Below are 20,428 nucleotides of genomic sequence, written 5' to 3'. Positions count from 1 at the left end.
CCCCGGTGCTCGAGGCCAGCGGCGCGACCGTGCGGCTGCCACGGTTCGACGACGGCGGTCGCGTCGCCGGGACCGAGGTGCGCGAACTCAACGCCCCCGGCCCGTGGCAGGCGCCGACCGGGTCGATCCGGTCGCGGGTCGCCTTCGCCGCCGCGCACGTGGTCCCGCAGATCGGGGCCGAGAACGTGCCCGGCGCCCCCGCCGTCGTCGACTGGGATGCCACCCTCGCCTACCGCCACCAGATCTGGCGGTACGGCCTGGGCGTCGCCGACGCCATGGACACCGCCCAGCGCGGCATGGGCCTGGACTGGGCCGCCACCCAGGAGCTCGTGCGCCGCTCGGCCGCCGAGGCCGCGTCCGTCGGCGGTGCCATCGCCTGCGGCGCCGGCACCGACCAGCTCGACCCCGCCCGCGTGGCCGGGTGGCAGCGCGGGGACGCGGCGGCGCTCGACGCCGTCGTCGAGGCGTACCGCGAGCAGGTCCGGGTCGTGCAGGAGGCCGGCGCGCAGGTGATCGTCATGGCCTCCCGCGCGCTGGCGAAGGTCGCCCGGTCCGCCGAGGACTACGCCCGGGTCTACGACGCCGTGCTCGCCGAGGCCGACCAGCCGGTGGTCCTGCACTGGCTCGGCACGATGTTCGACCCGGCGCTGGCCGGCTACTGGGGCTCGGACTCGGTCGAGACCGCGACGGCGACGTTCGTCGACCTCATCAAGGCCCACCAGGACAAGGTCGACGGCGTGAAGGTCTCGCTGCTGGACGCCCAGCACGAGATCGGGCTACGTCGCACCCTCGCGGCGCTGGACGGGTCACGCGTGCGGCTGTACACCGGCGACGACTTCAACTACCCCGAGCTCATCGCCGGCGACTCCCAGGGCTACTCGGACGCGCTGCTCGGCATCTTCGCGGCGATCTATCCGGCGGCCTCCACCGCGCTGCAGGCGTTCGACGCCGGTGCGGACGGGGACGACGAGGGCGCCGCGCGGGGGTACTCCATCCTCGCCTCGACCGAGAAGCTCGGGCGGCACATCTTCGCCGCGCCGACCTACTACTACAAGACCGGCGTGGCGTTCCTCAGCTGGCTGAACGGCTTCCAGGAGGGCTTCCAGCTCGTCGGCGGACTGCACTCCGGCCGGTCCCTGGCCCACCTGGTCACGCTGGCCCGGCTGGCCGACGACTGCGGCATGCTGCTCGACCCGGACCTGGCCGCGGTGCGGCTGCGGGCGCTGCTGACGACGAACGGGGTCGACTCGTGAGCGCGAGGAGCCCCCGCGGAGGGACGCCGAGGAACGAGGTGTACCGCAGCGAGGCACCGCAGCGGTCACGCAAGGAGGGAATCGCATGAGCGCGCAGAGCGCGGACCTGTCGCGCTGCTCGCTCAACACCGCCACGGTCAAGCACGCCTCGCTGCCCGAGGCGGTCCAGGCGGCGGCCGCCGCCGGGATGGGCGCCGTCGGGCTGTGGCGGCACCAGGTCGCCGAGCACGGCGCCGAGACCGCCCGCACGATCGTCGAGGACGCCGGGCTGACCGTCTCCTCGCTGTGCCGGGGCGGGTTCCTCACGGCCGCCACGGACGAGGGCGTCCGCGACGCGATCGCGGAGAACACCCGGGCGATCGAGGAGGCCGCCGCGGTCGGGACGCGCGAGCTCGTGTTCGTCGTCGGCGGCCTGCCGGGGTCCTCCCCCGAGGCGCCCCCGGCGCCCGGCACCGACCGTGACGTCGTCGCGGCCCGTGCCCGGGTGGCGGACCGGCTGGCCGACCTCGCGCCGATCGCGGCGGAGCACGACGTGCGGATCGTCCTCGAGCCGCTGCACCCGATGTTCGCCGCCGACCGCGCGGTGATCTCCACGCTGGGTCAGGCGCTCGACCTGTCCGCCCCGTTCGACGCCCGCACCGTGGGCGTCGTGGTGGACACCTACCACGTGTGGTGGGACCCGGAGCTGCGGGGGTCGATCGAGCGGGCCGGTCGCGAGGGGCGGATCGCGAGCTATCAGGTCTGCGACTGGAACCTGCCGTTCGGCGCCACGGCGCTGAACTCGCGCGGGCACGTCGGCGACGGGTACATCGACTTCGCGACGATCTCGTCCTGGGTGCGCGACGCCGGGTACACCGGCGACGTCGAGACCGAGATCTTCAACGAGGGGATCTGGGCGGCGGACCCGGTCAAGACCGCGCGGACGGTCGCGGAGCGCTACGCGGAGCACGTCGCCCCGCACCTCTGACCGTCCTTCCGTCGGGGACGTGCGCACGACCCGAGCTGTGGGCACCACCCTCGCTGTGGGCATGAAATATGCAGTCCTCCCCCACCGGAGGGCTGCATATTTCATGCCCACAGCACTGACGGGAACCGCGGGCGCGCGCCGTTCGTCGTACCGTGTGGCCCGTCGACACCCCTTTCCGTCGGCGGGCCACCAGTCCCCTGCACCCCGAAGGTCCCGATGAGCTCGAACACCGCCCCGATCCTGCGCGCCTCCGGCCTCTCCGCCGGCTACGGCGGCCCCGACGTCGTCCGCGACATCGACCTCGAGCTCACCACCGGCTCGGCGCCCGTCGGTATCGTCGGCCCGTCCGGCGCCGGCAAGTCGACGATCGTGCGGGCACTGGTCGGCCGTGTGAAGCCGACCAGCGGGCACGCCACGTGGCACGGCCGCACGGTCAGCCGCATCGGCCTGCGGGACAAGAAGGCCTTCCGCACCCAGGTCCGCCGGGTCGCCCAGGAGGGGATCGGCGACGTCGACCCGCGCTGGACCGTCGACCGCGTGCTGGGCAAGGCCCTGGCGGACGCCCGCAAGGCCGGCCGCGCCTCGGGCCGGACCGTCGAGGAGCTGCTCGACGACGTCGCGCTCGAGCCGCGGTTCGCCGTCCGCCAGGTCGGGACCCTGTCCGGCGGGGAGAAGCAGCGCCTCGCCCTGGCCTCGGCGCTGGCGACGCGCCCCGACGCGCTGCTGCTCGACGAGCCGCTCACCGCCGTCGACCCGGCGATGCGCGGCGAGGTCGTGCGCCGGCTCGCGGACGCGACCGCGGACCAGGGCACCGCCGTGCTGCTCGTCACCCACGACCTGGAGCTCGTCGAACGGCTCTGCCCCACCGTGCACGTCCTCGGCGAGGGGACCTTCGTCGCCTCCGGGAGCCTGTCGCAGGTCCTGTCGACGGCCGAGCACCCCGTGGTGCGTGAGCTCGCCGAGGCGGCGCCGCAGGCCGTGCAGCGCTTCCGCTGACGACGGCACGGAGCGGCCGCCCTCCCCTTCCCCGCCGACGGGCGGCGGCCCGGGGCCGGTTGTAGGCTCGACGCCGGATCGTTCTCGGAGTCCAGCACGGGGTGAGGAGTAGGGGATGCTCGTCCGGCTCGGGGGCGCGGGATGACCGGCGCCACTCACCCCGACCACGTCCTGGCCCGCTGGACGGTCGAGTCCGCCGACGATCTCGCCCGCATCCGCACCGACCTCGACCGCGCGTTGCGACGCCTGGCGGGCGGCACCTGCGACTGCTGCCTGGCCCCGTCGGGCGCCGAGCCCCAGCACGTCGTCCTCATCGCCAACGAGCTGGCGTCCAACGCCCTGGAGTACACCGGCGGCCCGGCGGGCCTGGAGCTGCGGTGCGACGGGACCACCGCCGTCGTCTCCGTGACGGACACCCGGCCCGACCTCCCGCCGATCCTCAGCCCCCACCGCGACCTCGGCAAGGGCGGCTTCGGGCTCCAGCTCGCCCTGCGCGTCGCCGACGACGTCGGCTGGTACCGGGACTCCGCGTGGGAGAAGCGCGTGTGGGCACGGTTCACGCTCGCCGCCCCGGACCGCGCGCGAGACGGGGCCGGGGCCCCGGGCCACGACGGACCCGGGGCGCCGGCACCGCTCAGCCGTTGACGAGCTGGGGTTCGTAGCGCCGCAGCCGCGAGGAGCGCCGGACGACGCCCCGCAGCCGGGTCAGGTCGCCGTCGAGCGCCCCCACGGCCCGGGCCTGGACCACGACGTTGCCGAGGGCGGCGCCCTCGACAGGTCCGGCGACGACGGGCAGACCCGTGGCGGCCGCCGTGAGCCGGCACAGCAGCTCGTTCTGCGAGCCGCCTCCCACGACGTGCAGCACCTCGACGTGCCGGCCCGACAGCCGGGTCACCTCGTGCAGCACACGACGGTAGGCGTCGGCGAGGGAGTCGAGGATGCAGCGCACCGTCTCCCCGACGCCCTCGGGCACGGGCTGCCCGCTCGCCCGGGCGGCGTCGGCGATCCGCGCCGGCATGTCGCCCGGCGGGAGGAACTCGGGGGCGTCGACGTCCACGACGGTCCGACGCGGCCGGGCCTCGGCGGCGGCCGCGAGCGCCTCGACCAGCGTGACCTCCGTGCCCGCCTCCTGCCAGGTGCGCAGCGTCTCCGAGAGCACCCACAGCCCCATGACGTTCTTGAGGTAGCGCACGGTGCCGTCGACGCCGAGCTCGTTGGTGACGTCCGCCTGCCGGCTCTCCTCGGTGAGCACGGGTTCGTCCAGCTCGACGCCCACCAACGACCAGGTGCCGGAGGAGACGTAGGCGAACCGCTCGTCCTTGGCGGGCACGCCGACGACGGCGGAGGCCGTGTCGTGCGACCCCACCGCGACGACCGGGACGGCACCCAGCCCCGTGGCGTCCTGGACGCGGTCGGTCAGGTGCCCGACGACGGTCCCCGGCTCGACGACGTCGGCCAGCTTCGACCGCAGGTCGCCCAGCTCGGGGTACTCGCGCTGCAGGGCGTCGACGACCGGGCCGGACCACTGCCGGGTGGTCGCGTCCAGCAGCCCGGTCGTCGAGGCGTTGGTGACCTCGGCGACCGTCACCCCGGTGAGCCACGAGCCGAGGAGGTCGGGAATCAGCCGGATCGAGTCCACGAGCGGCCACACGGCGTCGTGCCGGGCGGCCACGAGCTGGAACTCGGTGTTGAACGGCAGGGTCTGCAGCCCGTTGACGCCGTAGTGCTCGCCGGGACCGAGCCTGCCGAGCACCTCCTCCGCCACACCGCTCAGCCGGGGGTCGCGGTGGTGACGCGGGTTGGCCAGCAGCGAGCCGTCGGCGGCGAACAGTCCGTGGTCGACCGCCCAGGAGTCGATGCCGATCCCGGCGATCTCGACACCGCGCTCCCGGGCGAGGGCCCCGGCGGCGCGGAGGCCGTCCAGGGTCCCTCGCCACAGGTGCAGCAGGTCCCAGTGCAGCGCGGTGCCGTCGGACTCGGGGATCTCGACGGGGCCGTTGCCGAACCGTGCGACCTCGGTGAGGTCGACGTGCTCGTCCCCGGCCCCGCCGGTGACGACGCCGAGCATCACCCGGCCGCTGGTCGCCCCGAGGTCGACGGCGACGAACGCGCTCATCGCAGGAACGCCTGCGCCACACCCGCGTCGACGGGGATGTGCAGTCCGGTCGTGTGCGAGAAGTCCGCGGTGCACAGCGAGAACGCCACGTTCGCGATGTTCTCCGGCAGCACCTCGCGCTTGAGCAGCGTGCGCTGGGCGTAGAACTTGCCGAGCTCCGACTCCTCGATGCCGTAGGTCTTGGCCCGGTTGGCGCCCCACCCGGAGGCGAAGATGCCCGACCCGCGCACGACGCCGTCGGGGTTGATGCCGTTGACCTTGATCCCGTGCTCGCCGAGCTCGGCGGCCAGCAGGCGCACCTGGTGGGCCTGGTCGGCCTTGGTCGCCGAGTAGGCGATGTTGTTCGGACCGGCGAACACCGAGTTCTTGGACGAGATGTAGATGATGTCGCCACCGAGGTGCTGGTCCACGAGGATCCGTGCGGCGTGCTTGGACACCAGGAACGAGCCCTTGGCCATGACGTCGTGCTGCAGGTCCCAGTCGTCGGCCGTGGTCTCGAACAGCGACTTGGACAGCGACAGCCCGGCGTTGTTGACGACGATGTCCACGCCGCCGAACGCGAGCACGGCCTCGTCCAGCGCGGCCCGGATCGCGGCCTCGTCGGTGACGTTCGCGGCGAGCCCGACGGCGACGTCGGTCGACCCGATCTCCGCGGCGACCCCCTGCGCCTTCTCGGCGTCCAGGTCGGCGATCACGACGCAGGCGCCCTCGGCGGCGAGCCGCTCGGCGATGGCCTTGCCGATGCCGGAGGCCGCGCCGGTGACGAACGCGATGCGGGTGGCCAGCGGCTTCGGCTTGGGCTTGCGCTGCAGCTTGGCCTCCTCGAGCGCCCAGTACTCGATGCGGAACTTCTCCGAGGTGTCGATCGGGGCGTAGGTCGACAGGGCCTCGGCACCGCGCATCACGTTGATGGCGTTGACGTAGAACTCGCCGGCCACCCGGGCGGTCTGCTTGTCACCGCCGTAGGAGAACATGCCCACGCCGGGGACGAGGACGATCGCGGGGTCGGCACCGCGGATCGCGGGCGGCTCCTCGCCGCGCTCGCGCGCCTCGGCGGCACCCTGCTCGTAGTAGGCGGTGTAGTCGGCGCGGTACGCCTCGTGCAGCTCCGGCAGCCGCTCGACGATCTCCTCGACGCTGGCGGTCGCCGGCAGGTCGATCACCAGCGGCTTGACCTTGGTGCGCAGGAAGTGGTCGGGGCAGGAGGTCCCGAGCTCGGCGAGGCGGGGGTGCTCGGCGTGCGCGAGGAACTCCAGCACCGGCTCGGAGTCGGTGAAGTGGCCGACCTGCGGCTTGTCGTGCGAGGCGACGGCGCGCAGGTGCGGGGCCAGCGCGGCGGCCTTGGCGCGGCGCTCGGCCTCGGGCAGCGCGCCGTAGCCGTCGAGCGCCGGGCCGAAGGGCTCGGCCTTGCCGTGCTCGGCGATGTAGGCCGCCGCCGTGTCGATGATCCACAGCGAGTTGGCCTCGGCCTCCTCGGCGGTGTCGCCCCACGCGGTGATGCCGTGGCCGCCCAGCACGGTCCCGATCGCGTCGGGGTTGGCCTTCTTGATCTCGGCGATGTCCAGACCGAGCTGGAAGCCGGGCCGACGCCACGGCACCCACACGACGTTGCCGCCGAAGATGGTCGCGGTCAGGTCCGGGCCGTCGACGGCGGTGGCGATCGCGATGCCGGAGTCCGGGTGCAGGTGGTCCACGTGCTTGGCGTCGACGAGCCCGTGCATGGCGGTGTCGATGCTGGGGGCGGCGCCGCCCTTGCCGTGCAGGCAGTAGTCGAACGCCGCGACCATCTCGTCCTCGCGGTCGACGCCCGGGTAGACGTCGACCAGCGCGCGCATGCGGTCCAGGCGCAGCGCGGCCAGGCCCTTCTCGGTCAGGGTGCCCAGGTCGCCGCCGGAGCCCTTGACCCACAGCAGCTCGACGTCCTGACCGGTGACGGGGTCGGTCTCGACGCCCTTGGCGGACGTGTTGCCGCCGGCGTAGTTCGTGTTCTTCGGGTCGGCGCCCAGGCGGTTGGACCGCTCGACCAGAGCGGCAACGGTCTCGTTCGTCATCGAATGCTCCACAAGGTGGTGTGTCGGTGGATCAGGCGGGTGGTTCGTGGGTGGTCCCGACCAGCACGTCGGACGTGAGCCAGGCGGTGATGCGCGCGAGGCTGCGCGCACACCCGGGGTCGTCCGGCTGGTTGAGGTGACCGTGCAGGGTGTCGTCCTCGCGCACGACCATGACGTCCGTGCCGGCGACGGCCAGCTCGGCGGCGTAGGCCTCCCCGGAGGACCGCAGCGCGTCGTGGTCGGAGGTGACGATCAGGGTCGGCGGCAGGCCACGGAGGTCGTGCCCGGCCGGGAACGCGTACGGGGAGTCCGGGCCGCGCTCGTGTCCGAGGTAGTGGTCGTTCATGGCCCGCACTGCCGCCGGAGGATAGCTCCGGTCCGGCGGCAGCGCGGCGATCTTGGTGGCCAGCTCGGGCCACGGGTCCGGCAGCTCGTGGTGCGCCACCGGGTAGGCGAGCACCACGCTGCGGGGGACGGTGCGCGCGGTCGACGACGGCGGGACCGGCGCGGCGCCGGTGTCCCCGGCGGCGGCGTCGCGCAGCCGCAGCGCCACGCCCGCGGCGAGGTTCCCGCCGGCGCTGGCCCCGCCGAGGGACCAGCGGCCTGCCGGGACGCCCAGGTCGGCGTCGACCGCCCAGGCGAAGGCGAAGGCCAGCTCCTGGGACGCGACCGGGAAGCGCGCGCCGTCGGTGGCGGCGAGCATCCGCGCCAGGCCCTTCTCGAGCCCGTCGGTGGCCAGCACGGCGTGGTGGTCGAACGCGGGCGCCAACGCGTAGTCGACGCTGACGACGGCGACACCGCCGGCGGCGAGGATGCGGGCGACGTGGTCGGCCTCCGGCATGTCGAGGTCGCCGTGCATGAACGCCCCGCCGTGCGCCCAGACCAGCCCGGCCACGGGAGCACCGGAGCCGGGCCGGTACACCCGGACGCGCAGGTCGCCGTGCGGGCCGGCGAGCACCTCCTCACGGATGCTCGCCGTCGCCGTCGACGCCGTCGTCGTGCTCATGCCTCAGGCGCCCCAGCCGGCCTGCTGACCGCCCACGCGCTCGGCGGCGATCTTCGGCAGGTAGCCCGACTCGGCGAACGCGGCCATGGGGTCGGCGGGCAGGCCGCGCTTCTCGCGGTACTCGGCGAGCAGCGGGCGCACGTCGGTGTAGAAGGCGTCCATGTAGATCGCGTTGGCCCCCAGGACGTCGCCGTTCTCCTGCGCCGCGGTCAGGGCCTCCCGGTCGAGCAGCAGCGCGCGGGCGGTCATCTCCTGGACGTTGAGCACCGACCGGATCTGGCCGGGGACCTTGTCCTCGATGTTGTGGCACTGGTCGAGCATCAGCGCGACCTGGGAGCCCTCGTCGAGGCCGCCGCCGCGGATGACCTCGGCCATGATGCGGAAGAGCTGGAACGGGTCGGCGGCACCGACGATGAGGTCGTCGTCGGCGTAGAACCGCGAGTTGAAGTCGAAGGAGCCGAGCTTCCCGAGCCGCAGGAGCTGGGCGACGATGAACTCGATGTTGGTGCCCGGGGCGTGGTGGCCCGTGTCGAGGCAGACGAACGCCTTCTCGCCGAGCGCGGCGACCTGGGCGTAGGAGGTGCCCCAGTCCGGCACGTCGGTGTGGTAGAAGGCCGGCTCGAAGAACTTGTACTCGAGCACCATGCGGTGGTCGTCGCCGAGCCGGCCGTAGATCTCGGTCAACGCCTCGTGCAGCAGGTCCTGGCGGGTGCGGATGTCCGCCTGCCCGGGGTAGTTCGAGCCGTCGGCCAGCCAGATCTTCAGGTCCTTCGACCCGGTGGCGTGCATGATCTCGATGCAGTCGAGGTGATGGTCGATCGCCTTCCGGCGGACCGCGGGGTCGGTGTGCGTCAGCGAGCCGAGCTTGTAGACGTCGTCCTGGAACGTGTTGGAGTTGATCGTCCCGAGGTCGACGCCCTGGTCGTTGGCGTACCGGCGCAGCGCCGCGTAGTCGTCGACCTTGTCCCACGGGATGTGCAGCGCGACGGTGGGGGCCAGTCCGGTGAGCCGGTGGACCTGGGCGGCGTCGGCGATCTTCTCCTCGGGGGTGCGCGGCGTGCCCGGGGTGGAGAACACCTTGAAGCGGGTGCCGGAGTTGCCGTAGGCCCAGGACGGCACCTCGATGGCGAGGCGGTCCAGGACCGGGGTGATGTCGTCGAAGCTGGGCATGGTGTCCTTCTCTCAGTCCTGGTCGTCCGCGGCGTCCGCGGCGGCGAGCTGCGTCTCGAGGTGGAAGACCGGCGTCAGCTCGGTCATGGTCGCGTCCGGTCCGTCGCCGTCGAAGAACTCGGCCATCTCGGCCTGCCAGCGGGCGTTGACCTCGGTCAGCCCCATCCGGGCCCGCGCGGCGTCCGGGTCGGCGCTCTCGAAGTAGCCCACGACCTGACCGTCGGGTGCGGTGAAGATCGAGTAGTTCTCCCAGCCGGCCTCGTGCAGGGCCCGCAGCATCTCGGGCCAGACCTCGCCGTGGCGGCGACCGTACTCCTCCAGCCGGTCCGGGTGGACCCGGAACTGGAACATGACCCGGCGCTTACCGTCGTCTCCCACTGTTCCTCCTCGCATCATCGTCGACGCGCGATGAATCGTTTCAACGCCTCCAAGGTACCCGTGTCCTCCCGTGCGGCGCAAGAGCCGTCCTCACGGACGCAGGGAAGCGGTTTCCAGCCTACCGGCGCGGCAGGCGGCGACGGACCGCCCGAACCGATACGATCCGTGGCACCACTGCCACCGCTCACCTCCGGCGGCAGCGCACGCTACTGTCGACGGGGAGAGGAAGCATGCCACCGCGCACCAAGCGCCGGACGTCCATCGCCGACGTCGCCCGGCTCGCCGAGGTCTCGGTCGGCACCGTCTCCAACGTGCTCAACCGTCCCGACCGCGTCTCCCCCACCACCCGGGAGCGCGTCGAGGCAGCGATCACCGAGCTCTCCTTCGTGCGCAACGGTTCGGCCCGTCAGCTGCGGGCGGGCACCATCACCACCGCCGGCGCGATCGTCCTCGACGTGGCGAACCCGTTCTTCACCGACGTCGCGCGCGGCATCGAGGACCGGCTCGAGGAGGCCGGGTACACCCTCATGCTCGCCAGCTCGGACGAGGACCCCGACCGGGAGGCCCGCTACCTCAAGCTGTTCGAGGAGCACGGGGTCCAGGGCGTCATGGTGGTCCCCTCCGGCCCGGACATCGACCACCTGCGCACCCTGCACGACCGCGGCCTGCGCGTCGTCCTGCTGGACCGACCCTCCACCGACCCCGCACTGTCGTCGGTGGCGGTGGACGACCGCGCCGGAGCCGCGGCCGCGGCCCGCCACCTGATCGACCTCGGCCACGAGCACCTGGCCTTCCTCAACGGCCCGCACACGATCCGGCAGTGCGCCGACCGCTCGGCCGGTATCCACGACGCCCTCGTCGAGGCCGGTCTCGACCCCGCGACGTGCCTGGAGGAGATCACGATCACCGCGCTCAACGCGGACGGCGGCCAGGCCGGGACCGAGCGGGTCCTCGCCATGGAGCGCCGGCCCACCGCGACCCTGTGCGTCAACGACCTCACGGCGCTCGGCGCCCTGCGCACGCTGCGCGCGGCCGAGGTGCCCGTCCCGTCCGGCATGGCCGTCGTCGGCTACGACGACGTCACCTTCGCCGGCGAGCTCGCCACGCCGCTGACGTCGGTCCGCCAGCCCATGCACGCCCTGGGCTACCGCGCCGCCGACCTGCTCCTGGCCGACGACGAGAGCGCCGAGCAGGTCGTCTTCCAGCCCGAGCTGGTCGTGCGGGAGTCCACCACCGGAACGGGATGACATGACGGAACGCCGCACGACGAACCGACCCGCCCAGCGCCCCACCGCACCGCACGCACCGCTGCCCGCCCCCGTATGGCGCGACCCGGTGCACGACGGCGCCACCGACCCGCTCGTCGTCCGGCACCCCGACGGCGACTGGCGGATGCTGTGGACGCAGCGCAGGCCGGCGGCCGACGGACCGGGCGTCACCTGGGTGCACGGCACCGACCTCGGGGTCGCGACGTCCGACGACGGCGGCGCGACCTGGCGCTACATCGGCACCCTCGGCGCCGCCGACGGGCTGCCGGTGACCGGCACGGCGCCCCGCGACACCTACTGGGCGCCCGAGGTCGTGGCGGTCGACGGGACGTTCCACATGTACCTCACCGTCGTGCCCGGCGTCCCGGACCGGTGGGAGGGGAACGACCGCAGGATCCACCACCTGACCAGCCTCGACCTGGAGCGGTGGACCGATCACGGCCCGCTGCCGCTGAGCTCCGACCGCGTCATCGACGCCTGCGTCCACCGCCTGCCCGACGGCGGGTGGCGGATCTGGTACAAGGACGAGGCCGACGACTCGACCACCTGGGCCGCGGACTCGCCCGACCTGTGGACCTGGACGGTGCACGGGCAGGTGATCGGCGGACGCCCCCACGAGGGCGCGAAGACGTTCCGGCTGTCGGGCCGGTACTGGATGGTCGTCGACGAGTGGCGGGGACAGATGGTCTACCGGTCGGACGATCTCGAGCACTGGGAGCCGCAGGGCCTGATCCTCGACGAGTCGGCGGACCGGCCCGACGACGTGGCTCCCGGGCACCACGCCCACGTCGAGGTGCTCACCGACGACCCGGACGCCCCGGACGCCGTCGCGTGGATCGTCTACTTCACGCACCCCGGGCGCACCGCCGCCGACCCGGACTCCGTCGAAGGCCGCCGCTCGAGCGTCCTCGTCGCCGAGCTGCGGGTCGACGCCGGTCGACTCGTGTGCCACCGCGGCGACGTCCGCTCCCGCCTGTCGCGCTGACGACCCGCGCCGACGACCGGCCGTCCGGGGGCCCTCGTCCGCCCGAACGCCGAGGGCCCGACCGGGACGATCCCGGTCGGGCCCTTCAGCGGGTGACCCTCAGGTCAGGCGCGCCGGCGGAGCCAGAGGAACGCGCCACCGGTAGCGATCAGCACCAGGGCGCCGATCGCGACCAGTGCGATGTCCGAACCGGTCTGCGGGAGCGGGTCGCCGTCAGAGGCGATCTCTGCGTCCGGTGTCGGCTCGTCGCTCGCGTCGACCGGATCGGAGGGCGCCGGCGTCGGGTCCGTCTGCGGCGGCTCGGCCGCGCAGTTCGGCGTGGCCGGCGGGTAGGCCAGGTCGACGGCCACCTCCGGGTTGACCACGAGGGTCGCTGTGATGTCACCGCGGGTCCAGGCGTAGTTGCCGTCGGTCTCCACCCAGGTGCCGTCGGCGCGCTGGGCCCAGCCCGGCCAGCCGGTGGGCGTCACGCCGTCGTCGGCGACCGAGGCACCGGGCCACAGGGTGCGGCCCGACAGCATGCCGTCGGCGTCGAGCTCGCCCAGCGGCAGCGTCTCCTCGTGCGTGCCGTCGCTCAGGACGAGGAATGCACTCGTGGCCGCGCTCTGGCCGTCCGGGTCCGTGAGCCGGACGTCGTAGTTGATCCACGGGGCGTCCGCGACGCACTCACCCGCAGCGAGGGACCCGGCCAGCGTCGGCTCCGCGCATGCCTCGAGCGAGTCGGTGAACGTCCAGCTCCACTCCTCGGCGCTCTGCCCCTCGGGCTCGGCGAAGACGTAGCCCGGGTTCGGCGTCGCGGCCACGACGACACCGGTCTCGGTGCTCTCGGTCGTGAAGGTCACCTTGTCGGACTCGGGGAGGTCCACAGTGAGGTTCACCTCGGTCCCGCACTGATCGGCGGGCGTCGGCGCCGGCGGTGTGATCTCCTTCGGCTCCGGCGGGCACTCCTCCTCGGCGGCACCCAGGTCCAGCTTGAACCACTTGACGTGCGGGTTCTGCGCCGATCCGTTGAGCAGGATGTGGGTCGACGGGTCGACCTCGGCCTTGATCGTGTACAGGCCGGACGGGGCCTGCCACATGGAGTAGGTGACCCCGTCGATCTCGGGGAACGTCACGGCCTGCTCGGCGCCGATGCCGCAGACGAGCTGGACGGCGGGCGGCTCGGCCGTGACGCAGTCACGATTGTCGGTGAAGAACAGCCACACGGCCTTGCCGTCGACGACCTTGTCCCACGTTCCCTCGTCGGCCAGGACGTATCCCTCGGCCGGGGTGAAGACGACGCGCCAGCGGGTCGTGCCGTCGCCCATGTCGACCTTCGAGCCGAGCTTCCACGACCCCTCGAGGGAGTCCTCGGGCAGCAGGACGTCGTCGGACTCCGTACCGCACTGGTCGACGTACTCCGGGGCCGGAGGCGTCACGACGACGTGCTCCCAGCAGTCGGCGACCTCGACGATCTCGACCTCGAGGCTGGCGACGCCGTCCTCGACGATCCAGCCGTCACCCAGCGATCCGAAGACCTGCCCCTCCGCCGGCGTCACCGTGATCGTGTAGCTGCCGGGCACCAGGTCGTCCAGGTCCTCGACCGTGCCGGTCGGGCCGGTGACCGTCACGGAGGCCGACGAGACGCCGGTCACCGCGATCGACGCCGGCGCGAGCGTCTGCCCCTTGACCACCTGCGGCTGCGGCAGGCACTGCGCCTGGGTCACCTGCACCGTCGGGGAGATCTCCTCGGTCGGTCCGCAGTCCTCGGGCGCCTCGATCGTGAAGTCCCACTTGTACTGCTTCTTGACCTTCCGCGACCCGTCGGAGACGACGCGGTAGTCCCCCGGGGGCAGGTCGTCGAGGCTCAGCGTGGCCGTCGCGCCGGCCTCGATGGTCGCGAAGGTCACGATCTCGCCCGGGGCGCCGATCGTGCCGTCGGCGCGGTAGTAGGTCTCGGCGGTGCCACCGGTCCCGTCACCGAGATCCTTCACCTGGAAGTTCCGGGTACCGTGCTCGCTGCCGACGGTGACGGTGTAGGTGAAGGAACCGCCCTCGGTCTCGCCGTCGACGCAGACGGCGGGCGTGGCCTCCGCCTCGAAGGACGGCTCGACGGGCTCGTCGCAACCGACCTCGACGTGGCCCTTCCAGTGGTAGTTCGTGCCGGCGACCTGGGTCCACACGAAGGCCCAGGACTCCCAGCCCGGCCACTCGGGCTCGGACGTCGGGTCGAAGACCTGCTCGCCCGTCCAGGTGCCCTCGTCGTTGTGGATGTTGATCGTGACGACTTCGTCGGTGTCCAGGTTCTTCACCTTGACGTTGACGTCGTTCGCCTGCCCCTCGGGGATGTCGTCGGGGTAGGTCACCGTGAGCGTGCCCTCGCACGTCGGTGCGGGGTACTCCCAGTTCCAGTCCCACGTGTCCACGACGAGCTTCACCGCGAAGTGGCTGATCGCCGCCTTCTCAGGTGCGTCGATCGTGACGGTCGGGACGGCCGGCGAGAGCTGCTCCGACACCTTGTCCGTGCCGGCCTTCACGCAGACCTCGGAGACGAGGTAGCCGTCGGGGGCCGTGACGGACACGGCCATCGGCTCGTCGCCGTCCTTGGTCTCGGTCACCTCGACGAGGAGCTCTTCGTCGCCGGTCTCCTGCACGAAGGCGCCGCCCTCGTACTCGTACTTCACCCACCCCTCACCGGTCGTGCAGACGCCGTCGTTGGTGGCGACCGCCTGGGGCAGCGCGACGACGGCGCCGAGCAGGAAGATCGCGACGGCGGCGACCATCGCGATAGGTAGACGTAGACGAGCAGCGGTCATCGCTGGGAACTCACTCTCAGGGGCTTGTCGTGGAGAGACGGCGCGGGCAGCCTATGGGAGCGGGACCCGTCGGCGGTAGCCCGCTGCGACGACCGTTACCGTGCAGTGATAAGGCATGACAGGCACTCTGTGTCTCTTCTGCCCGGCATCGCAGGCTTTTCGCCGGAACGTCGGCGACCCCGAACCCGTGACCAGGAGCGATATTTCACCCGCTGACCATCGCGGATCGGTCTCCCGATGACCAGCACGGACCCCCCGCCGCGTCAGCCGAAACGGGTCGGGCACGAGGACCCGCCCTCGGATCGTTCCATTTTTGAATCGATTTATGGCACACTGGTCGGCATGCAACGACGCGTGACTCCTCCCCCCTTCGACCCCGCCGCCGTCCGCCCGTGGAACGCGCGGGTCGACGGCCTGGGCTACGGCGGGGACTACAACCCGGAGCAGTGGCCCGACGACGTCCGGCAGGACGACCTGCGCCTGATGCGCGAGGCCGGGGTCAACATCCTCAGCGTCGCGATCTTCTCGTGGGCCACGATCGAGCCGCGCGAGGGCGAGCTGGACTGGACCTGGCTCGACGAGACCATGGACCGCCTGCACGCGAACGGTGTCCAGGTGGCGCTGGCGACCGCCACGGCCTCGCCGCCGCCGTGGCTCACCCGCAAGCACCCGGAGATCCTGCCGCGCCGCGCCGACGGGACCGTGCTGCACCAGGGCGCCCGTCAGGCCTACGCCGTCACGCACCCGCTGCACCGCGAGTACGCCCTGCGCATGGCGACCCGCATGGCCGAACGGTACGGCGAGCACCCGGCGCTGGCGCTGTGGCACGTCGACAACGAGATCGGGTGCCACGTCCCGCGCGACTACTCGGACAGCGCGGCGGCGGCGTTCCGCGTCTGGCTCGCCGAGCGCTACGGGACCGTCGACGCCCTCAACGAGGCCTGGGGCACGGCCTTCTGGTCGCAGCGCTACGCGACGTTCGACGACGTCCTGCCCCCGCTGGTCGCCCCGATGTCGAGCAACCCCACCCAGCAGCTCGACTTCGACCGGTTCAGCTCGGACGCGCTGCTGGGCTACTACCGGGACCTGCGCGACACCCTGCGCGAGATCACCCCGCACGTGCCCACGACGACGAACCTCATGACGACGTCCACCACCAAGGGCATGGACTACTACTCGTGGGCGGACGACCTCGACGTCGTGGCGAACGACCACTACACGATCGCCGCCGACCGGGACCGGCACGTCGAGCTGGCCCTGTCGGCCGACCTGGCCCGGGGCGTGGCCGGCGGCGACCCGTGGATCCTCATGGAGCACTCGACCTCGGCGGTCAACTGGCAGCACCGCAACCGCAGCAAGCTCCCCGGCGAGATGCTGCGGAACTCGCTGCAGCACGTCGCCCGCGGAGCCGACTCCGTGATGTTCTTCCAGTGGCGCGCCTCCCGGGCCGGGGCCGAGAAGTTCCACTCGGCGATGGTCCCGCACGCGGGCGAGGACACCGACGTCTGGCGCAACACGGTCGAGCTCGGCCGGGTGCTGCGCCGACTCGGCGAGGTCCGTGGCTCCCGCGTGCGCTCCCGCGCCGCGATCGTCGTCGACTATCCCGCCTGGTGGGCGGCCGAGCTCGACTCCCACCCGACGCAGGACCTCGACTACATGGCCGAGGTGCGGTCCTGGTACGCCGCGCTGTGGCAGCACGGCGTCACGGTCGACCTGGTGAGCCCCCGCAGCGACCTCGACGGCTACGAGCTGGTCGTCGTCCCGACGCTCTACCTGGTCGACGACGCCGGGGCCGACGCCCTCGCCACGGCCGCCGAGCAGGGTGCCACCGTGGTCGTCACGTTCTTCTCCGGCATCGTCGACCCGCACGACCAGGTGCGGCTCGGCGGCTACCCCGGGGCGTTCCGCGACCTGCTCGGCGTCCGCACCGAGGAGTTCTACCCCCTCCAGGTCGACGAGCGACTCCAGGTCTCCGGCAAGGCCGTCGACGGCGAGGCCCGCGCCGACCTGTGGAGCGAGAAGACCCACCTCGCCCCGGGCACGGAGGCGGTCGCCGCCTACGACGACGGCGCGCTCGCCGGACGGCCCGCGGTCACCCGTCGAGCCGTGGGGACCGGCACCGCCTGGTACGTCGGGACCCGCCTGGACGAGGCCGGGACGGCGGCGCTGGCCGGACGGCTCGCCGAGGAGGCCGGGGTGCTGCCCGACGTCGCGGCGCCCGCCGGCGTCGAGGTCGTCCACCGGTACGCCGACGACGGGCGGACCTCCTGGCTCTTCGCGATCAACCACGGCGACGACGAGGCCGTGCTCGACGGCGTCTCGGGTGCGGAGCTGCTGAGCGGGACGACGGTGGACGGTGCGCTGACCGTGCCGGGCGGCGCGGTGCGGGTGGTCCGGCAGACGTCCGGCGCCTGACGCCGCGCACGGTTCCGCTCCCCCACCCCCGTCGACCCCCTCGCCCCCCCCGTTGTGGGCATGAAATCTGCAGGTCAGGACCGGTCCTGACCTGCAGATTTCATGCCCACAACGTGCGGGGAGGGGACGGCACGGGGGTCAGTCCGACGGGGTGAGCGGCCAGGTCTGCAGGCGTCCGCACATGCCGTAGCGGCGGGGCCCCGGCCGGGCGTCGCGCGCCGCGACCCGACCGTCGGCGAGCGTGGCCGCCGACGCCGTGGCCAGCGCCTCCAGCGCGGAGTCCGTCTGCCCGGCGGCCGACCCGACCGACGACTCCCAGATCTCGCGCCACCGGCTCGTCCGGGGCGCGACGAGGTCCGCGGCCGCCGCGTGCAGAGGCTCCAGGGCCGACGGTCCGTCCCGTTCGACGGCGGCGCGCAGCGCGGCGTAGCCCTCGAGCGCCAGGTCCCGGCGCGCGCGGGCCGCCGCGGCGACCTGCGCGTCCGTGGCGCCGTCGTCCACCCGCGGCAGGGCGGCCGCCGCGGCGTACCGCTCCGGGTCGGCGACGACGTCGGCCGGGAAGGTGATGACGGCGTCCCCGGCCTCCGGCAGGCCGGCGTTGGACATCACGACCAGCACCTCCAGCCCGCCGAGGTTCACCGCCCGGTGGATCACCCCGGGGCCGAACCAGACGATCCGGCCCGGTGCCAGGTCGTGCACCGCGTACCCCTCGGGGCCGAGCGTCTCGACCCGGCCGCGGCCGCCCAGCGTCACGTAGGCCTCGGTGGAGGTGGTGTGCAGGTGCGGCGAGCCGCTGCCCTGCGGAGCGTCGTCGGCGGGCCAGTCGTAGACCTGCAGGTGGCTGACGGCGACCCCGCCCGGGAAGAGCGGAGCCGTCACCGGGCTCCCGCCGGCGTCACGTGACCGGTCTCGAGCCCCGCGCCCTCGCCGGCCAGCACGTGCCGGCCGAGCGCGGCCAGCGCGGAACCCCGCGCGCCGTCCGCCGCGCCGTCGGCGACGACCACGGCGTAGTCGAAGGTGAGGGTCTGCCCCGCGGCGAACGGCACCTCCTGGCTGAAGAACGGTGCCGGGCACACGCACGCGAAGGGCACCGAGCGCACGAACCACTGCGGCGTGCCCCCCGGGTTGGAGCCGGGGTCGACCATGACCACGGTGGACGACCGCGAGCCGCCCGCAGCGCTCGGCGCCTCGCCGTCGTGCCGGCCCACGAAGCCCAGCCACTCGGCCCGCAGCCCGCGGACGTCCTCGGCGTCGGCCGCGGCCGCTCCACCGTCGTCGGTGGGCACCAGGACCTGCCCCTCGGTGAAGGAGCGCGGCCCGCGCCAGAACAGGCCCCCGTAGCCGGCGTTCTCGCGACCGTTCGTGGTGGGGCTGCCGATGTCGAGCGGTCCGGCGGAGACGTTCGTCATGACCGACCGGAAGGTCAGCACCCAGGCGTCCGGTGCGTCGTCGGGCACCACGACCTGCACCGTGCGCTCCTCGCGCACGACGACCTCGCCCGGCGTCCCGTCCGCGGCCGGGGGCGTGCGCCAGGAGAGCTCCTCGGTGAAGCCGCACGGCCCCAGGGCGGTGAACTGCTCGTGCTCCATCGAGCCGTCGTTGTCGAGGTCGACGTAGGTGCCCTGCTCGCGGACGTAGTTCGGCCCGCCCCAGAAGTTCCAGGGCCCCACGTGCGGCAACGACCAGGCGATGCCCTTGTGCCAGACGTGGTCCCACGGGCGGTAGGCGGACACGACGTCGCCGCCGCGGGTGCGCAGCGGGTGCAGGTAGGGCCGGGGGCTCTCGTAGGGGACGTCGTGCGGACGGTAGACGTAGGTGAACAGGTCGACGCCGTCGCGCGAGCCGGTCATCGCGGCGCCGTCGGAGTTCAGCGTGACTGCCATCAGGAGGTCTCCTCGGTGGTGTCCTTCAGCGGGGGCCACGGGGCCCCGGTCCCTGCCATGGTCTCGTAGAACGGGTCCCCGGGGGAGACCTCGCCGCGGACCACGGGGGCGCCGGTGAAGGCCGACTTGTAGATCGCGGCGGCCAGCTCGAGCGTGCCGCGCACGTCCGCGACGCCCACGGGCGGGGCCTGGCCCGCCACGAGCGCGCGGTAGGTCGGCACGAGCTGGCCGAGATGGCCGGAGCGGCCCTCGTCGATCGCCCCGTCGGCCGATGCCGCGACGTCGTCGGCCCAGCGCGTGGCGACGTCCTCGCGACCCGGGGCGGGGGTGACCGTCCAGTGGCTGTCGTCGTACCCGTACAGGTGGCTGAGCTCGATCGTGGCGGCCTCGGTGTCGAAGCGCAGCTGCGAGGTCTGGCGCGGGGAGAGCAGCGAGTTGGTGATGCTCGCCATGGCGCCGTCGGCGAAGCGGACCATCGCCATGGAGACGTCCTCGGTGTCGACGTGGCGGGCCAGCCGGCCGGCCATCGCCCGGACCTCGTCCCACTCCCCCAGCACGGACAGCATCACGTCGAACTGGTGGATGCCGTGACCCATCGTGGGGCCGCCGCCCTCGGTGTCGAAGCGGCCGCGCCAGGGCACGTCGAAGTACTCGGGCGGACGGAACCACAGCGTGTCGCACTGCGCCACCAGCGCCCGGCCGAGCGTGCCCTCGGCGAGCAGACGGCGCAGCCGCACGGCGCCGGGGCCGAACCGGTGCTGGACGATCTGGGTCACGGTGGCGCCGTCGGCCTGCTCCTCGGCCGCGGCCAGGGCGTCGATCTCGGCGAGCGAGAGCACGGCCGGCTTCTCCACGACCACGTGCACGCCGGCGGCCAGCGCGGCGCGGGCCTGCTCGAGGTGCAGCGACGGCGGGGTGCAGACGTGCAGCACGTCGACGTCGCCCGCGGCGAGGAGGGCGTCGAGATCCGTGCCGTGCCGGGGGATGCCGTGCTTCGTGGCGAACTCCTCGGCGCGCACGGCGTCGATGTCGACAGCGGCGGCGAGCTCGACGGCCTCGAGGCCGGCGTGCTGGGGCAGGGCGTTCACGGCCTCGGCGTGCGCGTGGGCGATCGCGCCGGTGCCCAGGATGGCGACCTTCATGGG

At 73.1% G+C, this 20,428-nt stretch carries 16 protein-coding genes; 7 read left to right on the top strand and 9 right to left on the bottom strand.

What is annotated here, in order from left to right:
• Positions 1–77 precede the first annotated feature (77 nt).
• From PO879_RS02595 to PO879_RS02580, 4 genes are all read left to right on the top strand, one after another.
• Positions 78–1,253: a dihydrodipicolinate synthase family protein gene (locus PO879_RS02595; protein WP_278237437.1), complete on the top strand. Its 1,176-nt coding sequence runs from the start codon at positions 78–80 to the stop codon at positions 1,251–1,253.
• A gap of 85 nt (positions 1,254–1,338) precedes the next feature.
• Positions 1,339–2,220 (top strand): sugar phosphate isomerase/epimerase family protein, encoded by an 882-nt coding sequence (locus tag PO879_RS02590; protein WP_278236382.1) that lies wholly within the window; start codon positions 1,339–1,341, stop codon positions 2,218–2,220.
• A 216-nt stretch (positions 2,221–2,436) separates the two neighbouring features.
• The gene (locus tag PO879_RS02585) at positions 2,437–3,216 is read left to right on the top strand and encodes an ATP-binding cassette domain-containing protein (protein ID WP_278236381.1); all 780 of its coding nucleotides are present in this window, start codon (positions 2,437–2,439) and stop codon (positions 3,214–3,216) included.
• A 141-nt stretch (positions 3,217–3,357) separates the two neighbouring features.
• Positions 3,358–3,861, top strand: a complete 504-nt coding sequence (locus PO879_RS02580; protein ID WP_278236380.1) for an ATP-binding protein — start codon at positions 3,358–3,360, stop codon at positions 3,859–3,861.
• Here the strand turns inward: PO879_RS02580 and PO879_RS02575 are convergent.
• Genes PO879_RS02575 through PO879_RS02555 form a run of 5 tightly spaced genes read right to left on the bottom strand, consistent with a single transcriptional unit; the run spans position 3,851 to position 9,910 of the window.
• Positions 3,851–5,332, bottom strand: a complete 1,482-nt coding sequence (locus PO879_RS02575; protein WP_278236379.1) for a rhamnulokinase family protein — start codon at positions 5,330–5,332, stop codon at positions 3,851–3,853. The two genes, PO879_RS02580 and PO879_RS02575, sit on opposite strands and share 11 nt — an antisense overlap.
• Entirely contained in the window at positions 5,329–7,383 is a 2,055-nt protein-coding gene (locus PO879_RS02570; protein ID WP_278236378.1) for a bifunctional aldolase/short-chain dehydrogenase, read from the bottom strand. The genes PO879_RS02575 and PO879_RS02570 overlap by 4 nt, the downstream gene beginning before the upstream one ends.
• Before the next feature lie 31 nt (positions 7,384–7,414).
• Positions 7,415–8,389 carry an alpha/beta hydrolase fold domain-containing protein gene (locus PO879_RS02565; protein ID WP_278236377.1) on the bottom strand — a complete coding sequence of 325 codons (975 nt, stop codon included), beginning with the start codon at positions 8,387–8,389 and terminating at the stop codon, positions 7,415–7,417.
• Positions 8,390–8,392: 3 nt separating this feature from the next.
• Positions 8,393–9,559, bottom strand: coding sequence for an L-rhamnose isomerase (gene rhaI / locus PO879_RS02560; RefSeq protein ID WP_278236376.1), 1,167 nt, complete (start codon positions 9,557–9,559; stop codon positions 8,393–8,395).
• Positions 9,560–9,571: 12 nt separating this feature from the next.
• The gene (locus PO879_RS02555) at positions 9,572–9,910 is read right to left on the bottom strand and encodes an L-rhamnose mutarotase (protein ID WP_278237436.1); all 339 of its coding nucleotides are present in this window, start codon (positions 9,908–9,910) and stop codon (positions 9,572–9,574) included.
• A 257-nt stretch (positions 9,911–10,167) separates the two neighbouring features.
• On the opposite strand from PO879_RS02555, the gene PO879_RS02550 reads away from it, so the two are divergent.
• Together PO879_RS02550 and PO879_RS02545 are read left to right on the top strand one after the other, a co-directional pair.
• On the top strand, positions 10,168–11,184 hold the full coding sequence (locus tag PO879_RS02550) for a LacI family DNA-binding transcriptional regulator (RefSeq protein WP_278236375.1): 1,017 nt from the start codon (positions 10,168–10,170) through the stop codon (positions 11,182–11,184).
• 1 nt (position 11,185) lies between these two features.
• Positions 11,186–12,190, top strand: a complete 1,005-nt coding sequence (locus PO879_RS02545) for a hypothetical protein (RefSeq protein ID WP_278236374.1) — start codon at positions 11,186–11,188, stop codon at positions 12,188–12,190.
• A 104-nt stretch (positions 12,191–12,294) separates the two neighbouring features.
• Here PO879_RS02545 and PO879_RS02540 read toward each other — a convergent pair whose 3' ends face one another.
• A complete protein-coding gene (locus PO879_RS02540) occupies positions 12,295–14,952 on the bottom strand; it encodes an LPXTG cell wall anchor domain-containing protein (protein WP_278236373.1) in 2,658 nt (885 codons plus the stop codon).
• 375 nt (positions 14,953–15,327) lie between these two features.
• On the opposite strand from PO879_RS02540, the gene PO879_RS02535 reads away from it, so the two are divergent.
• Positions 15,328–17,400 carry a beta-galactosidase gene (locus PO879_RS02535; RefSeq protein WP_278236372.1) on the top strand — a complete coding sequence of 691 codons (2,073 nt, stop codon included), beginning with the start codon at positions 15,328–15,330 and terminating at the stop codon, positions 17,398–17,400.
• Between the two features lie 138 nt (positions 17,401–17,538).
• On the opposite strand, the gene PO879_RS02530 is transcribed toward PO879_RS02535, so the two are convergent.
• From PO879_RS02530 to PO879_RS02520, 3 genes are read right to left on the bottom strand one after another with little or no spacing between them, the layout of a single operon-like run.
• Entirely contained in the window at positions 17,539–18,279 is a 741-nt protein-coding gene (locus tag PO879_RS02530; RefSeq protein WP_278236371.1) for a cupin domain-containing protein, read from the bottom strand.
• Positions 18,276–19,283 (bottom strand): PmoA family protein, encoded by a 1,008-nt coding sequence (locus PO879_RS02525; protein WP_278236370.1) that lies wholly within the window; start codon positions 19,281–19,283, stop codon positions 18,276–18,278. Before PO879_RS02525 ends, PO879_RS02530 begins: the two co-directional genes overlap by 4 nt.
• On the bottom strand, positions 19,283–20,425 hold the full coding sequence (locus tag PO879_RS02520; RefSeq protein WP_278236369.1) for a Gfo/Idh/MocA family oxidoreductase: 1,143 nt from the start codon (positions 20,423–20,425) through the stop codon (positions 19,283–19,285). Before PO879_RS02520 ends, PO879_RS02525 begins: the two co-directional genes overlap by 1 nt.
• Between the last annotated feature and the right edge of the window lie 3 nt (positions 20,426–20,428).

The sequence above is a fragment of the Isoptericola sp. AK164 genome (assembly GCF_029643425.1).
In the GTDB taxonomy this organism is placed as follows: Bacteria; Actinomycetota; Actinomycetes; order Actinomycetales; family Cellulomonadaceae; genus Isoptericola; species Isoptericola haloaureus.
The sequence above is the reverse complement of the archived record's forward strand: the minus strand, read 5'-3'. Positions and strand labels throughout refer to the sequence as shown.

What these genes read in the sequence shown, in the direction of transcription:
- PO879_RS02590 (WP_278236382.1), top strand. Translation starts at nt 1,339, where the DNA reads ATGAGCGCGCAGAGCGCGGACCTGTCGCGCTGCTCGCTCAACACCGCC.
- PO879_RS02585 (WP_278236381.1), top strand. Translation starts at nt 2,437, where the DNA reads ATGAGCTCGAACACCGCCCCGATCCTGCGCGCCTCCGGCCTCTCCGCC.
- PO879_RS02580 (WP_278236380.1), top strand. Translation starts at nt 3,358, where the DNA reads ATGACCGGCGCCACTCACCCCGACCACGTCCTGGCCCGCTGGACGGTC.
- PO879_RS02575 (WP_278236379.1), bottom strand. Translation starts at nt 5,332, where the DNA reads ATGAGCGCGTTCGTCGCCGTCGACCTCGGGGCGACCAGCGGCCGGGTG.
- PO879_RS02570 (WP_278236378.1), bottom strand. Translation starts at nt 7,383, where the DNA reads ATGACGAACGAGACCGTTGCCGCTCTGGTCGAGCGGTCCAACCGCCTG.
- PO879_RS02565 (WP_278236377.1), bottom strand. Translation starts at nt 8,389, where the DNA reads ATGAGCACGACGACGGCGTCGACGGCGACGGCGAGCATCCGTGAGGAG.
- rhaI (WP_278236376.1), bottom strand. Translation starts at nt 9,559, where the DNA reads ATGCCCAGCTTCGACGACATCACCCCGGTCCTGGACCGCCTCGCCATC.
- PO879_RS02555 (WP_278237436.1), bottom strand. Translation starts at nt 9,910, where the DNA reads ATGTTCCAGTTCCGGGTCCACCCGGACCGGCTGGAGGAGTACGGTCGC.
- PO879_RS02550 (WP_278236375.1), top strand. Translation starts at nt 10,168, where the DNA reads ATGCCACCGCGCACCAAGCGCCGGACGTCCATCGCCGACGTCGCCCGG.
- PO879_RS02545 (WP_278236374.1), top strand. Translation starts at nt 11,186, where the DNA reads ATGACGGAACGCCGCACGACGAACCGACCCGCCCAGCGCCCCACCGCA.
- PO879_RS02540 (WP_278236373.1), bottom strand. Translation starts at nt 14,952, where the DNA reads ATGGTCGCCGCCGTCGCGATCTTCCTGCTCGGCGCCGTCGTCGCGCTG.
- PO879_RS02535 (WP_278236372.1), top strand. Translation starts at nt 15,328, where the DNA reads ATGCAACGACGCGTGACTCCTCCCCCCTTCGACCCCGCCGCCGTCCGC.
- PO879_RS02525 (WP_278236370.1), bottom strand. Translation starts at nt 19,283, where the DNA reads ATGGCAGTCACGCTGAACTCCGACGGCGCCGCGATGACCGGCTCGCGC.
- PO879_RS02520 (WP_278236369.1), bottom strand. Translation starts at nt 20,425, where the DNA reads ATGAAGGTCGCCATCCTGGGCACCGGCGCGATCGCCCACGCGCACGCC.